The sequence below is a fragment of the Hydrogenophaga sp. 70-12 genome, from assembly GCF_001897365.1.
Taxonomy (GTDB): Bacteria; Pseudomonadota; Gammaproteobacteria; order Burkholderiales; family Burkholderiaceae_C; genus Hydrogenophaga; species Hydrogenophaga borbori.
Genome location: NZ_MKSS01000199.1, coordinates 1 through 14351, shown reverse-complemented (window position 1 = coordinate 14351; position 14351 = coordinate 1). Strand labels below are relative to the sequence as shown.

Below are 14351 nucleotides of genomic sequence, written 5' to 3'. Positions count from 1 at the left end.
CCCAGGTCAACATAAGGATCGGTCCGATTCAGCGAATTATCAAAGTGTCTGTGCGAATTGCAAAGCAATCAGGCCACGCGCTCACGAATTCTGTTGCGGTGTTGCATCGAATGATTCGACGTTTCGCACCGCTTCAGGCTTCGATTGCGCGCAATCCGAATCACTGACAGGCCTCGCAACCCGGGTCGTCGATGGCGCAGAACTTCACATCGGTGGCGGGTTCGCTCGCGGCTTCAGCGGCGCTGGCGCTCGCGGCCATCGGCGCGCTCGGCGTCACCGACACGGCATTGAGCTGGCCCGTGCGACCGGTGGATTTCTCCACCTGCGTGGCCGAGGTGGTGCGCAGGTAATAGGTGGTCTTGAGGCCTCGCAGCCAGGCGAGCTTGTAGGTCTCGTCGAGCTTCTTGCCCGAGGCGCCGGCCATGTAGATGTTCAGGCTTTGCGCCTGGTCGATCCACTTCTGGCGGCGCGCAGCGGCTTCCACCAGCCACACCGGTTCGACCTCGAAGGCGGTGGCGTACAGGGCCTTGACCTCCTGCGGCACGCGGTCGATGGGACGCAGCGAGCCGTCGAAGTGCTTGAGGTCCATGACCATCACGTCGTCCCACAGGCCCAGGCGCTTGAGGTCCTTGACCAGGTAGCCGTTGATGACGGTGAACTCGCCGGACAGGTTGGACTTGACCGAGAGGTTGCCGAAGCAGGGCTCGATGGAGGCGTCCACGCCGATGATGTTGGAGATGGTGGCGGTGGGGGCGATGGCCACGCAGTTGGAGTTGCGCATGCCGTCGCGGGCGATCTTCTGGCGCAGCGCGTCCCAGTCGAGGCTGCTGGAGCGGTCGACGTCGACGTAGCCGCCGCGCTCGCGGGCCAGCAGATCCAGGGTGTCGGGCGGCAGGATGCCCTTGTCCCACAGCGAGCCTTTGAAGCTGCTGTAGCGGCCGCGCTCGCGAGACAGTTCGGTGGAAGCCCAGTAGGCGTAGTAGCAGACGGCTTCCATGGAGCGGTCGGCGAATTCCACCGCCTCGTTCGAGGCGTAGGGGATGCGCAGTTCGTACAGCGCGTCCTGGAAGCCCATGACGCCCAGGCCCACCGGGCGGTGGCGCAGGTTGGAGTCGCGCGCCTTCTTGACCGCGTAGTAGTTGATGTCGATCACGTTGTCGAGCATGCGCATGGCCGTGGCGATGGTCTTGCGCAGCTTGTCGTGGTCGATCGCGCCGTCCTTCAGGTGGCGCAGCAGGTTGACCGAGCCGAGGTTGCAGACGGCGGTCTCGGTGTCGCTGGTGTTGAGCGTGATCTCGGTGCAGAGGTTGGAGCTGTGCACCACGCCGGCGTGCTGCTGCGGGCTGCGCACGTTGCAGGCGTCCTTGAAGGTGATCCAGGGGTGGCCGGTCTCGAACAGCATCGAGAGCATCTTGCGCCACAGGTCGGTGGCGGGCACCTTCTTGTAGGGCTTGATCTCGCCGCGCGCGGCCTTTTCCTCGTAGGCCACGTAGGCCTTCTCGAAGTCGGTGCCGAACTTGTCGTGCAGGTCGGGGGTGTTGGAGGGGGAGAACAGGCTCCACTCGCCCTTTTCCAGCACGCGCTTCATGAACAGGTCCGGAATCCAGTTCGCGGTGTTCATGTCGTGGGTGCGGCGGCGGTCGTCGCCGGTGTTCTTGCGCAGCTCCAGGAATTCCTCGATGTCGAGGTGCCAGGTCTCCAGGTAGGTGCAGACCGCGCCCTTGCGCTTGCCGCCCTGGTTCACGGCCACGGCGGTGTCGTTGACGACCTTCAGGAAAGGCACGACGCCTTGCGATTCGCCGTTGGTGCCCTTGATGTGGCTGCCCAGGGCGCGCACGCGGGTCCAGTCGTTGCCCAGGCCGCCAGCGAACTTGGACAGCAGGGCGTTTTCCTTGATGGACTCGTAGATGCCGTCGAGGTCGTCGGGCACGGTGGTGAGGTAGCAGCTGGACAGCTGCGAGCGCAGCGTGCCGCTGTTGAACAGCGTGGGCGTGCTGCTCATGAAGTCGAAGGTCGAGAGGATCTCGTAGAACTCGATCGCGCGGGCTTCGCGGTCGATCTCGTTGAGCGACAGGCCCATGGCCACGCGCATGAAGAAGGCCTGCGGCAGCTCGATGCGCGTCTTGCGCACGTGCAGGAAGTAGCGGTCGTACAGGGTCTGCAGGCCGAGGTAGTCGAACTGCAGGTCGCGCTCGGGCTTGAGCGCGGCGCCCAGGCGGGCGAGGTCGAAGTTCAGCAGGTCCGGATTGAGCAGCTCGGCGTTGACACCGCGCTGGATGAACTCGGGGAAGTAGTCGGCGTAGCGCTGGGCCATCTGCGCCCGCGGCACTTCCTGGCCCAGGATCTCCTTGACGATGGTGTGCAGCAGCAGGCGCGCGGTGGCGTAGGTGTAGTCGGGGTCCTTTTCGATCAGCGTGCGCGCGGCCAGGATGGCGGCCTTGTAGACCTCGTCCATGGGCACGCCGTCGTACAAATTGCGCTTGGTCTCGGCGACGATGGGGTCGGCCTTGACGTCGGCGCCCAGGCCGGCGCAGGCGTCGGTGATCAGGCGGGTGAGGGCGTCGATGTCCAGCGGCACGCGCTGGCCGCCATCGAGCACGTGCAGCTGGGGCTCGGCGGCGCGCGCGGTGGCGGCCTGGGTGGCGCGCTCGGCGGCGCGGCGCTCGCGGTAGAGCACGTAGGCGCGCGCGACTTCATGGTGGCCGCTGCGCATCAGGCCGAGTTCGGCCTGGTCCTGCACGTCCTCGATGTGGAAGGTGCCGCCGCCCGGACGCGAACGCATGAGGGCGCGCACCACGACCTGCGTCAGCTGGTCCACCGTTTCGCGCACGCTGGCCGAGGCCGCGCCCTGCGTGCCGTGCACCGCCAGGAAGGCCTTCATCATGGCCACGGCGATCTTGCTGGGCTCGAAGGGCACCACGGCGCCATTGCGCCGGATGATCTGGTACTGGGCGTAGGCGGACATGGAGGCCGTGGCGGTGGAGGGCGAGACGCCGGGCGCGGATGTCGGGACGTTGGCGGCGGGGGACTGGGGGGTGGCTGCGCTCAGCATGGTTCCTCTCGATTCAGGATTTGTTCTCGGTGATCGGGTCGGTCCGCCCCTGGTGCCTGGCGCCGGGTGGGCTCGCAGCGGCGCGGTTTTCAGGGTCGGGGGGTATCCGGGGGCACACTATATCTGGTGTGTAGGGGGGCAACAAGGCACTACCGATAGTGTTTGTGAATCCATCGCGGCCGATGGATGCCCTCAGGGAACCAGCTGCCGCGCGAGGGGGCGCGCGCAGCATTGGCCGCGCCTGCGTTTCGCGCGAAAAGCGCAGTGTTCATGCGGGGTGCAAGGCGATTCGGGGCCGCAGGCCGCGTGCCGTCTCTGGTGTCCGATGGCGCGCGCAGGGGGCGCGGGAAATACCCCGATACCCTCAGCCTGTAGCCTCGGGAAAACACGAGGGGTCCCACCCGACGAGCTGTCGCAGCCGGGGCCAGTCAAAACCCGGCCCGGGGTCGCGCTTGCGGCCCGGGGCGATGTGCTCGTGCCCGGCCATTTGCTCGATGGGGTGGCGTGTGCGCAGCGCACGGCACAAGCGCGCCAGCGCCTCGTACTGCGCGGCCTCGAAGGCCTCGCCCTCCAGGCCTTCGAGCTCGATGCCGACGGAGAAGTCGTTGCAGTTGTCGCGGCCCCGCCAGTGCGAGGCGCCGGCGTGCCAGGCGCGGCGCACGGTGGAGACGAACTGGAGCACCCGCCCGTCGCGGCGCACGAAGAAATGCGATGAGACCTCGATGCCGCGGATGGACTGGAAATAAGGGTGCGCGTCCCAGTCGAGCCGGTTGGTGAACAGGCGCTCGACCTCGTCGCCCCCGTACACGCCGGGCGGCAAGCTGATGGAGTGCAGCACGATCAGGTCGACGGCCGTGCCGCGCGGCCGCGCGCCATGGTTGGGCGAATCGATCCGCCGTGCGCCGCGCCACCAGCCGCCGTGCCAGCGGGGCTCAGTCGGTGGCGTCGGTGTCGCCATGACCGGTCGCGCCGGGGACCACGATGCCCAGGCGCTGGATGCGGTAGCGGATCTGCCGCAGGTTCAGGCCCAGCCGTGCCGCCGCCGCGGTGCGGTTGTAGCCGCATTCCTGCAGGGCTTTGAGCAGCACCTGGCGCTCCTGCTCGTCGAGGTAGCTCTGCAGGTCGCTGGGCAGGGCGGGCTCGTCGGCGGAAGCGGCCGGCGCCAGGGGAACGAAGCGGTAGGGCCCGCCGGCCGGCACTGGAGCGTCGGGCAGCGGGTCGGGCAGCGTGGCGGGTTCCGTGTCGCCGGTTTCACCGAAGTCGGCGGGTTGCAGCACGGGGCCGCTGGCCAGCGCGAGCGCGCGCTGCAGCAGGTTCTCGAGCTCGCGCACGTTGCCCGGCAACTCGCGCGCCTGCAGCCAGGCCAGTGCGGCTGGCGAGAGCTCGGGCACGGCCTGGCCAGCCTCGGCGCACAAGCGCTCCAGCAGGGCCTGCGCGAGCAGGGGCAGGTCCTCGGGCCGGTCGCGCAGGGCGGGCGTGCGCAGGCCGATCACGTTGAGGCGGTAGTACAGGTCCTGGCGGAACTGGCCGGCCTGAACCAGCGCGGGCAGGTCGCGGTGGGTGGCGCTGACCAGGCGCACGTCGACCACGTCTTCCTGCACCGCGCCGAGCGATCGCACCCGGCGTTCCTGGATGGCGCGCAGCAGCTTGGCCTGCATGGACAGCGGCAGGTCGCCGATCTCGTCGAGGAACAGGGTGCCGCCGTGCGCGGCCTGGAAATAGCCTTCGCGATCGGCGCTGGCGCCGGTATAGGCACCCTTGCGGGCGCCGAAGAACTCGGCCTCGATGAGGTTTTCGGGGATGGCGCCGCAGTTCACCGCCACGAAGGGACCGCTGGCGCGGTGGCTGCATTCGTGCACGGCGCGCGCCACGAGCTCCTTGCCGGTGCCCGACTCGCCCAGGATGAGCACCGGCGCCATGCTGGTGGCGACCTTCTCGATGCGCGCCTTGGTCTGCACGATGCTGGGCGCCTGGCCCACCAGGCGCGCGAGCGCGCGCACCCCGCTGGGCGGCGGCGGCGCGCTGCGCGTGGGCTCGTTGCTGGTGGCCGGGCGCTCGCTGGCGGTCGCCAGAGGCGCGCGCTGGCTGCGCAGGGCCGAGCCGACGGCGCTGCGCAATTGCCGCAGATCGACCGGCTTGGTGAGGTAGTCGAAGGCGCCGGCCTTGAGCGACTCGACCGCATTCTCGGCCGAGCCGAAGGCGGTGATGACGATGCACTTCTCGGTGCGCGGGCTGTCGGCGATGTCGCGCAGCAGCGTCAGGCCCAGGCCGTCGGGCAGCTGCATGTCGGTGATCAGCACGTCGTAGCGCTGCTGGGCCAGGCACTCGCGCGCCTGCGCCAGGTCGGCGGCGGTGGTGACGGCGTGGCCCTCGCGCAGCAGCGTCAGCTCATAGAGCGTGCGCAGGTCGGGCTCGTCATCGACGACCAGGATGGAGGCGCTCGCGGCGACGGACATGCGCGGCGGCGGGATCAGCTGGCGGCCAGGGGCGGGTGGCCCGAGCGCAGCGGATCGACGATGGTGTGCTCATGGTCCTGAGCGGCTTGCGAGGGATAGGACAGGCTCTGCTGTTGCCCGCCGTCGCGCGCGGGCGGCGCGGCCATGGCCGCGCCGCGCACCGCCGGCATGAGCACGTAGAACTCATTGCCCTCGCGCTGGTCCAGGCGGGCGCGCTGGTAGGCGATCTGGGCGCCGTAGCGTTCGCAGAGCTCGCGGCAGATGTACAGGCCCAGGCCGCTGGAGCGGCTCTCGGACGAAAAGAAGGGCTCGAACAGGTGCTTGAGCACCGTGGCCTCCAGCGGGCCGCTGTCGCTCCAGATGGACAGGCGCAGGTGCTCGCCCCCGCTGGGCTGGGTGATGATGCGGATGGAGGCCGGCTTGCCGCTGGCATGTCGCTGGGCGTTGTCGAGCAGGTTCACGAGCAGTCGGCGCAGGTGCTCGGGGTCGAAGGACACCAGGCCCTGCGAGGCGTGCAGGTGCACGCCCAGGGTCTGCGTCACGCTGTTCTGGCGCATCCACTCGGCGGTCACCTGGCGCACCATCGAATCGAGCGGCAGGGGCGGTACGTGGCCGTCGGCGCGGCTGGGCTGGGGTCGCGCGACGTTGAGGATGTCGTCGACGATGCGCGAGAGCCGCTGCGCGTTCTGCTCGATCATTGTGGTGAGGCGCTTGTGCGCGGGGTCGCGCACCTCTTCGTCGAGCAGGGCGTTGGCCTGGGTAATGGCCGACAGCGGGTTGCGGATCTCGTGCGCCACGGCGGCGGACATGCGGCCCATGGAGGCGAGCTTCTCGGTGCGCACGCGCGCCTCGACCTCGCGCAGGTCTTCCAGGAACAGCACGCACAACGAGCCGCGCTCGCCCACGGCGGGCGTGAGCTTGGTGCGCGCGTGCAGGCGCTGGCTGGGGCGCTCGCCGTGTTCGATGGTGGTCTCGGTCTCCAGCGCGGCGTCGACGGCGAAGCTCTCCTCCACCAGGGCCGCCAGGTGCGACCAGCTCGGCCGCGCCGACAGCAGCAAGCGCGCACCCTCGGGGTAGTTGTCGCCCATGAGCATGCCGCGCGCGGCGGGATTGGCGTTGCGCACCACGCCGTGCGCGTCCACCACCAGCACGCCCACGCCCAGGCTTTCGATGACCACCTCGTTGACGGCAGCCTGTGCACGCGCGGCGGCCTGACTGCTGGCCGAGACAGCTTCTTCACGCGCCAGGCGGCTGGCCAGCTGGTGGGCCAGCACGGCGACCAGGAAGAAGCCGGTGCCCGCCAGGCCGGCCTGCAGGAAGCGGGCGGTGTCGAGCTGGCCCGGGCCGGTCCCGTGCAGCCAGGCATCGGCCAGCAGCAGCAGGGTGGCGCCGGCCGCGGTGCCCAGTCCCAGCACCATGGGGCCCAGGATGGCCGCCGTGAGCACGGGCAGCGCGAACAGCGGGGTGAAGTTGATGCTGCTGCCGGACTGGAAGTACTGCAGCGCGGCCACCACCGCCACGTCCACCCCGACGGTGATGAGCCACTGCACCGTGGGCGCGCGGCCGTGCTCGGCCGGCGTCCACATCAGCATCACGGCCACGGTGGCCAGCAGGTAAGTGGAGGTCAGGGCCGTTGGCCAGACCGTGGCGCTGCCGTCGGCGGTCAGCAGCAGGAACAGCTGCAGCGCGAGCAGGACCAGCGCCACGAACACGCGCGCCCGCATGAAGGCGCGCCACAGGCGCTCGAAGGCCCGGGCGCGCTGCAGGGCCGGGCTTTCGTGGGCCGAGTACCAGGACGGGGCGAAACTGGAGCTGTCGTCGCGTGGCATGCGGGGTCCTCAGGCCGGCGGGCCCTCGATGCGCTGCCGGTGCTCGGCGCTGCAGTAGCTGCCTTGGCGGCCGGTGACGGCCTCGTTCTGCGGTAGGTGGGTGCCGCAGGCGCGGCAGGCCACCATGGCGATCGGCTGGCCCGTTGCGCGGGCGGGGCGCGGCGGCGCGGCGGCCTCGCGCTCCTGGCGCTCGACGCGGCGGTTGTTGCGCCAGACGTAGAACGCCACGACGACGACGGCGAGCACGAGCAGGTATTTCATCGGCGGGGCCTCATGGGCGAAGCAGCAGCACCTCGAGCACGAAGCGCGAGCCCACGTAGGCCAGCAGCAGGAAGCCCGCGCCCACATAGAGGGTGCGCACGGCGGTGCGACCGCGCCAGCCCAGCCGCCAGCGGCCCCACAGCAGCACGCCCATGGTGGCCCAGGCGAGCAGGGAAAACACGGTCTTGTGGTTCCACACCATGCGCTGGTTGAGGAGTTCGGAGAAGTGCCAGCCGGCCAGCAGCGTGAGGCTGAGCAGCAGGAAGCCGGCGGCCACGAAGCGGAAGGTGAGTCGCTCCAGCGTGAGCAGCGGCATGGTGGTGTCGCTGGCCACGCCGCTGCGCATGGCGCGCTCGGCGCGCTGCATCAGCCAGGCGTGCACCACGGCGGCGGCGATGAGTCCATAGGCCGCGATGCCCAGGGCCCAGTGCAGCGGCATCCACACCGAGGGCAGGGTGGGGTGCTCGGCGCCGGGGAAGACGATCACCAGCAGCATGACCGCCGCCCCCATCAGCGCCAGCGCCCAGCGCGCCCGCAATTGCGGGTACAGGCGGCTTTCGACCAGGTAGACGGTGAGCACCAGCCACAGCGTGACCGACAGCGCCGGCGCGAAGCCGAAGCGCACCGGCTCGCTGAGCAGGCCGGCCAGCAGCGCGAGCAGGTGCAGGCCCCAGGTGATGGCGAGCAGGGCGCGCGCCTGCAAACTGCCCAGCCGGGGGTGCGCCCAGGCCACCAGCGCGTACGCCAGCGCGGCCAGCGTGGACAGCACGGCGGCCGGCAGGTTGGAAGCCAGTTGGGGAAACAGGTTCATGGCCACGGGCCAACACGGGAGGTGCCGAGGGCTAAAATCAGCCGCACATCTTAACGGCGCCACCCGGGCCCCTTCCTTGCCCGGCCACCCGTTCGACGGGTCCACCGTGGCGCTCCGTCGGCGCCCTCCACACCCTCCCACCGCAGCCATGGCCTCAGCCCTGTCCGACCGCCTGTCACGCATCGTCAAGGAGATGCGTGGCCAGGCCCGCATCACCGAGAGCAACGTGAGCGACATGCTGCGCGAGGTGCGCATGGCCCTGCTCGAGGCCGACGTGGCGCTGCCGGTGGTGCGCGACTTCATCGCGCGCGTGAAGGACAAGGCGCTCGGCCAGGACGTGGTGGGCTCGCTCACCCCCGGCCAGGCCCTGGTGGGCATCGTCAACCGCGAGCTGGCCGCCACCATGGGCGAGGGCGTGGCCGACATCAACCTGGCGGCGCAGCCGCCCGCCGTCATCCTGATGGCCGGCCTGCAGGGCGCGGGCAAGACCACCACCACGGCCAAGCTGGCGCGCCACCTGATCGAGAAGCGCAAGAAGAAGGTGCTCACGGTGTCGGGCGACGTCTACCGCCCGGCCGCCATCGAGCAGCTCAAGACCGTGACGGCCCAGGCCGGCGCCGAGTGGTTCCCGAGCACGCCCGACCAGAAACCCGCCGACATCGCGCGCGCCGCGCTCGACCACGCGCGGCGCCACCACTTCGACGTGCTGCTGGTCGACACGGCCGGCCGGCTGGCCATCGACGAGGCGCTGATGCGCGAGATCCGCGAGCTGCACGCGGTGCTGAACCCGGTGGAAACCCTGTTCGTGGTGGATGCCATGCAGGGCCAGGACGCGGTCAACACCGCCAAGGCCTTCAAGGAAGCCCTGCCGCTCACCGGCATCGTGCTCACCAAGCTCGACGGCGACTCGCGCGGCGGCGCGGCCCTGTCGGTGCGCGCCATCACGGGCGCGCCGATCAAGTTCGCGGGCGTGTCGGAAAAGATCGACGGCCTGGAGGTGTTCGACGCCGACCGCCACGCGCAGCGCGTGCTGGGCATGGGCGACATCGTGGCCCTGGTCGAGCAGGTCACGGCCGGCGTCGACATGGCCTCGGCCCAGAAGCTGGCGGCCAAGGTCAAGAGCGGCGAGGGCTTCGACCTCGACGACTTCCTGGGCCAACTGCGCCAGATGAAGCAGATGGGCGGCCTGTCCAACCTGATCGACAAGCTGCCCGCGCAGATGGCGGCCAAGGCCGGCACCGCCGACCTCTCGCGCGCCGAGAAGGACATCCGCCGCAAGGAGGGGATCATCTGCAGCATGACCCCCGCCGAGCGCCGCAAGCCCGAGATCATCAAGGCCACGCGCAAGCGCCGCATCGCCGCCGGGGCGGGCGTGCACGTGCAGGAGGTCAACCGCCTGCTCAAAGAGTTCGAGCAGATGCAGGGCATGATGAAGAAGATGAAGGGCGGCGGCCTCATGAAGATGATGAAGCGCATGGGCGGCATGAAAGGCATGCCCAAGCTGCCCGGCATGGGCTGAGCGGCGCCGCCACCCAGCCCGGCCTGTCGGCGCACGGGGTTGCATGGAGGGGCTTCGCATCGAAACCATCGGCACGGCGCTGGCGCTGCTGTGCGCGCTCTGGTTGCGCCCCTGGCGGCTGCTCAAGGGCCCCTTGCTCACACCGGCGCTGGCGGCGCTGGTCCTGCTGCCCTTGCTTTGGCTCACGCCGCAGTCCATGCCCGCGGGCCTTCGGGTGCAGTTGTCCGGGGCCAGCCTGCTCGTGCTGGTGCTGGGCTGGCCGCTCGCGGTGCCCCTGCTGGCCGTGGTGGCGCTGCTGGTGTGGGGGCTGGGCACCGAGGGGCCGCAGCTGGCGCTGATCCAGCTCTGGTGGCTGGGCGTGGTGCCCGCCACCCTGGCGCTGGTCCTGGGCGCGGCCCTGCGCCGCTGGCTGCCGGCGAACCCCTTCGTCTACACGCTCGGGCGCGGCTTCCTGGGCACGGCGGTGTCGGTGTTCGTCGCCGGCGCCCTCATGCGCTGGCTTCAGCCCCTGGGCCACGACGGGTCGCTGGTGGCCGTCTGGCTCATGGCCTGGGGCGATGCATTCCTGACCGGCATGGTGTGCGCGGTGTTCGTGGCCTTCGTGCCGCAGTGGCTGGCCACCTGGTCGGACGCGCGCTACCTGCGCCCGCCCGGCGCGGACCGGTAGCCCCGCCGGGCCGCAGGCGCCTGGGCGCGGCGCTGGCCAGGCCCTACACTCGACGGCCGCGCCGATACCCCCCGGCGATCCGTCTCTTTCACGCCGACCGACCCTGCCATGCCCCGCGACGTCCACGTCATCACCCACCCGCTGGTGCAGCACAAGCTCACGCTGATGCGCCGCAAGGACACCAGCACCAAGAGCTTTCGCGAGCTCGTGCACGAGCTCAGCGCGCTGCTGGCCTACGAGCTCACGCGCGACATGCCCATGCAGGAAATCGACATCGAGACCCCGCTGGAGCCCATGAAGTCGCGCGTGATCGACGGCAAGAAGATCGTGCTGGCCTCCATCCTGCGCGCGGGCAATGGCTTCCTCGACGGCATGCTGCAGGTGATCCCGGGCGCGCGCGTGGGCCACATCGGCCTCTACCGCGACCCGGCCACGCTGCAGGCCGTGGAGTACTACTTCAAGATGCCGCAGGACATGCACGAGCGCGACGTGATCGTGCTCGACCCGATGCTGGCCACGGGCAACTCGGCCGTGGCCGCGGTGGACCGGCTCAAGAAGACGCACCCGCGCTCCATCCGCTTCGTCTGCCTGGTCACCTGCCCCGAAGGCCTCAAGACCTTCCACGACGCCCACCCCGACGTGCCGGTCTACACGCCCGCGATCGACCGCGGCCTGAACGACCACGGCTACATCGTGCCGGGCCTCGGCGACGCCGGCGACCGCATCTTCGGCACGAAGTAGGCGCCCCTGCGGCGCTGCGCGCCTCCCCCCGAGGGGGCGATGCCGACGGACCGGCGGAGCCGGATCCGTGGCATCCCCGGTTTTCGGGGCTGGCCTGCCGGTGTCCGGATGACAGCTTTGTTATTCCGTTTGCGATAGGGTCGCGGCCATGAATCCCCAAGCCCCTTCCTTCTGGCGCATCGGCTGGACCTCGCTGCTGCGCGACTGGCGCGCGGGCGAGCTGCGCCTGCTGGTGGTCGCCGTGACGCTGGCGGTGGCCGCGCTCACCGCCGTGGGCTTCTTCGCCGACCGCCTGCAGGGCGGCCTGGCGCGCGACGCGCGCGCCCTGATCGGCGGCGACGCCGTGGTGGTGTCCGACCAGCCGGCCGATCCGGCCTTCGCGGCGCGCGCCGAGGCCCTGGGCCTGCGCCACACGCTGAGCCTGGGCTTTCCCACCATGGGCCGCGCGCCCGACGAGCAGGGCGGCGCCGCCCGGCTGGTGGCGCTCAAGTCGGTGGGCGAGGGCTACCCGCTGCGCGGCACGGTGCGCGTGTCCGAATCGCCGGACGCGCCCGACGTGGTCGCCCCCGGCATTCCCGCGCGTGGCACCGCCTGGGTGGACGCGGCGCTGCTGGTGCAGCTCGACCTGCGCGTGGGCCAGCCGCTGCTGCTGGGCGATGCGCGCTTCACCATCGAGCGGGTGCTCACGGTGGAACCCGACCGGGGCAGCGGCTTCATGAGCTTCGCGCCGCGCGTGATGATCCGCAACGACGACCTGCCCGCCACCGGCCTGGTGCAGCCCGCCAGCCGCGTGAGCTACCGACTCGCCGTGGCCGGGCCCGACGCCGCCGTGGCCGCGTTCAGCCGCTGGGCGAAGGAAGCGCTCGAACGCCCGGGCGTGCGCGGCGTGCGGCTGGAGTCGCTGGAGGGCGGCCGGCCCGAGATGCAGCGCACCTTGGGCCGGGCCGAGAAGTTCCTCAACCTCGTGGCCCTGCTGGCCGCGCTGCTGTGCGCCGTGGCCGTGGCCATCGCCGCGCGCGGCTTCGCCCAGCGCCACCTGGACGACTGCGCCATGCTGCGCGTGCTGGGCCTGTCGCAGGGCAACATGGCGCGCGCCTACACGGTGGAGTTCGCCGCCGTCGGCTTGCTGGCCAGCGCGCTGGGCGTGCTGCTGGGCTGGGCCGTGCACCACGTCTTCGTGTGGCTGCTGGCGGGCCTGGTGGAATCCAGCCTGCCACCGCCCGGCCCGGTGCCGGTGCTGCTGGGCCTGGGCATGGGCCTGACGCTGCTGCTGGCCTTCGGCCTGCCGCCGGTGCTGCAGCTGGCCAAGGTGCCGCCGCTGCGCGTGATCCGCCGCGACGTGGGCCAGCTCAAGCCGGCCACGCTGGGCGTGCTGGGCCTGGGCGTGCTCGGCTTCGCGGCCCTGCTGCTGGCGGCCAGCCGCGACCTGCTGCTCGGTGGCATCGCGGTGGGCGGCTTCGCGGCCGCCGTGCTGCTGTTCGCGGGCGCCAGCTTCCTCGCGGTGCGCGTGCTGCGGGCCAGCGTGAACGAGGCCACCGCGCCGCGCGCCCTGGTGATGGCCACGCGCCAGCTCTCGGCGCGCCCGGTCTATGCGGTGGTGCAGATCAGCGCGCTGGCCGTGGGCCTGCTGTCGCTGGTGCTGCTGGTGCTGCTGCGCACCGACCTCATCGACAGCTGGCGCCAAGCCACGCCGCCCGACGCGCCGAACCGCTTCGTCATCAACGTGCAGCCCGAGCAGGCCCAGGCCTTCCAGCAGGCGCTGCGCGGCGCGGGCGTGGACCGGTACGACTGGTTCCCCATGATTCGGGGCCGCCTGGTCAACATCAATGGCAAGGCCGTGCAGCCGGAGGACTTCGAGGCCGAGCGCGCGCAGCGCCTGGTCGAACGCGAGTTCAACCTCTCGCACACCGCCGAGCGGCCCGAGAACAACCCCATCGTGGCCGGCCGCTGGACGCCCGAGGAGGCCGACGGCCTGAGTGTGGAGGAGGGCCTGGCGGACGAGCTGGGCCTGAAGCTGGGCGACACCCTGGGTTTTGACATCGCCGGGCAGCTGGTGCAACGCCGCATCACCAGCCTGCGCCATGTGGACTGGGGCTCCATGCGGGTCAACTTCTTCGTGCTCTTTCCGGTGGCCGAGATGAACGACGTCCCGGTCACCTACATCAGCGCCTTTCGCGCGCCCGAGTCGCGCGGCTTCGACAACGCCCTGGTGCACGAATTCCCCAACATCACCAACGTCGACATGAGCCAGGCCATCGCCCAGGTGCAGCGCGTGCTGGGCCAGGTGATCGCGGCCATCGAGTTCCTCTTCGCCTTCACGCTCGCGGCCGGGCTGGTGGTGCTGCTGGCGGCCGTCACGGCCACGCGCGGCGAACGCGAACGCGAGTTCGCCATCCTGCGCGCGGTGGGCGCGGGCTCGGGCCTGCTGCGCCAAGTGCAGCGCATCGAGCTGCTGGGTGTGGGCCTGCTGGCCGGCTTCCTGGCCTCGGTGGTGGCGGTGGCCGTGGGCTGGGCGCTCGCGCGCTATGCCTTCGAGTTCACCTGGACGGCTTCGCTCTGGGTGCCGCTGGGCGGCGCGCTCGCCGGCGCGGTGCTGGCGCTGGCGGCGGGTTGGTGGGGGCTGCGCGCCATCCTGCGCACGCCGGTGGTCGAAACCCTGCGCCGCGCGGCGACCTGAAGACATGAGCGATCCACTCCTGCAACCCGAAGAACCGGCGAAATTCGCCACCCCGTTCGAATGGATCGGCGGCGAGGCGCGCGTGCGCGCCCTGGTCGACCGCTTCTACGACCTGATGGACCTGGAGCCCGGCTACCGCGCGCTGCGCGCCGCGCACGGCAGCACGCTGGACAGCGCGCGCGACAAGCTGTTCTGGTTCCTGTGCGGCTGGCTCGGCGGGCCGGACCACTACGTCTCGCGCTTCGGCCACCCGCGCCTGCGCATGCGCCACCTGCCGTTCGCCATCGGCATCCTGGAGCGCGACCAGTGGCTGGCCTGCATGGACCAGGCCATGGGCG

General features: G+C 70.7%; 11 protein-coding genes. 5 read left to right on the top strand and 6 right to left on the bottom strand.

Annotated elements, in window-relative coordinates; genetic code table 11:
* Nucleotides 1-160 precede the first annotated feature (160 nt).
* The 6 genes from BGO22_RS11985 to BGO22_RS11960 all read right to left on the bottom strand — a co-directional run bounded on the left by BGO22_RS11985 (nt 161) and on the right by BGO22_RS11960 (nt 8409).
* Entirely contained in the window at nt 161-3052 is a 2892-nt protein-coding gene (locus BGO22_RS11985; protein ID WP_070399057.1) for a ribonucleoside-diphosphate reductase subunit alpha, read from the bottom strand.
* A gap of 364 nt (nt 3053-3416) precedes the next feature.
* Nucleotides 3417-4010: a 1,6-anhydro-N-acetylmuramyl-L-alanine amidase AmpD gene (gene ampD / locus BGO22_RS11980; RefSeq protein ID WP_070399056.1), complete on the bottom strand. Its 594-nt coding sequence runs from the start codon at nt 4008-4010 to the stop codon at nt 3417-3419.
* Nucleotides 3985-5508: a sigma-54-dependent transcriptional regulator gene (locus BGO22_RS11975; RefSeq protein WP_070399055.1), complete on the bottom strand. Its 1524-nt coding sequence runs from the start codon at nt 5506-5508 to the stop codon at nt 3985-3987. Before BGO22_RS11975 ends, ampD begins: the two co-directional genes overlap by 26 nt.
* A 14-nt stretch (nt 5509-5522) precedes the next feature.
* A complete protein-coding gene (locus BGO22_RS11970; protein ID WP_070399054.1) occupies nt 5523-7337 on the bottom strand; it encodes a sensor histidine kinase in 1815 nt (604 codons plus the stop codon).
* A 9-nt stretch (nt 7338-7346) separates the two neighbouring features.
* Complete coding sequence (locus BGO22_RS11965; protein ID WP_070399053.1) at nt 7347-7598, bottom strand: PP0621 family protein; 252 nt, start codon at nt 7596-7598, stop codon at nt 7347-7349.
* A 10-nt stretch (nt 7599-7608) separates the two neighbouring features.
* Entirely contained in the window at nt 7609-8409 is an 801-nt protein-coding gene (locus BGO22_RS11960) for a cytochrome C assembly family protein (protein WP_070399052.1), read from the bottom strand.
* A gap of 148 nt (nt 8410-8557) precedes the next feature.
* On the opposite strand from BGO22_RS11960, the gene ffh reads away from it, so the two are divergent.
* The 5 genes from ffh to BGO22_RS11935 all read left to right on the top strand — a co-directional run.
* Nucleotides 8558-9928: a signal recognition particle protein gene (gene ffh, locus BGO22_RS11955; RefSeq protein WP_070399051.1), complete on the top strand. Its 1371-nt coding sequence runs from the start codon at nt 8558-8560 to the stop codon at nt 9926-9928.
* A gap of 43 nt (nt 9929-9971) precedes the next feature.
* Nucleotides 9972-10595 carry a hypothetical protein gene (locus tag BGO22_RS11950; protein WP_070399050.1) on the top strand — a complete coding sequence of 208 codons (624 nt, stop codon included), beginning with the start codon at nt 9972-9974 and terminating at the stop codon, nt 10593-10595.
* A gap of 108 nt (nt 10596-10703) precedes the next feature.
* On the top strand, nt 10704-11336 hold the full coding sequence (gene upp, locus BGO22_RS11945; RefSeq protein WP_070399049.1) for a uracil phosphoribosyltransferase: 633 nt from the start codon (nt 10704-10706) through the stop codon (nt 11334-11336).
* A gap of 148 nt (nt 11337-11484) precedes the next feature.
* Nucleotides 11485-14013 (top strand): ABC transporter permease, encoded by a 2529-nt coding sequence (locus BGO22_RS11940; RefSeq protein ID WP_070399048.1) that lies wholly within the window; start codon nt 11485-11487, stop codon nt 14011-14013.
* 4 nt (nt 14014-14017) lie between these two features.
* On the top strand, nt 14018-14351 hold a 334-nt coding region (locus tag BGO22_RS11935; RefSeq protein WP_286850985.1), incomplete at its 3' end, for a group II truncated hemoglobin.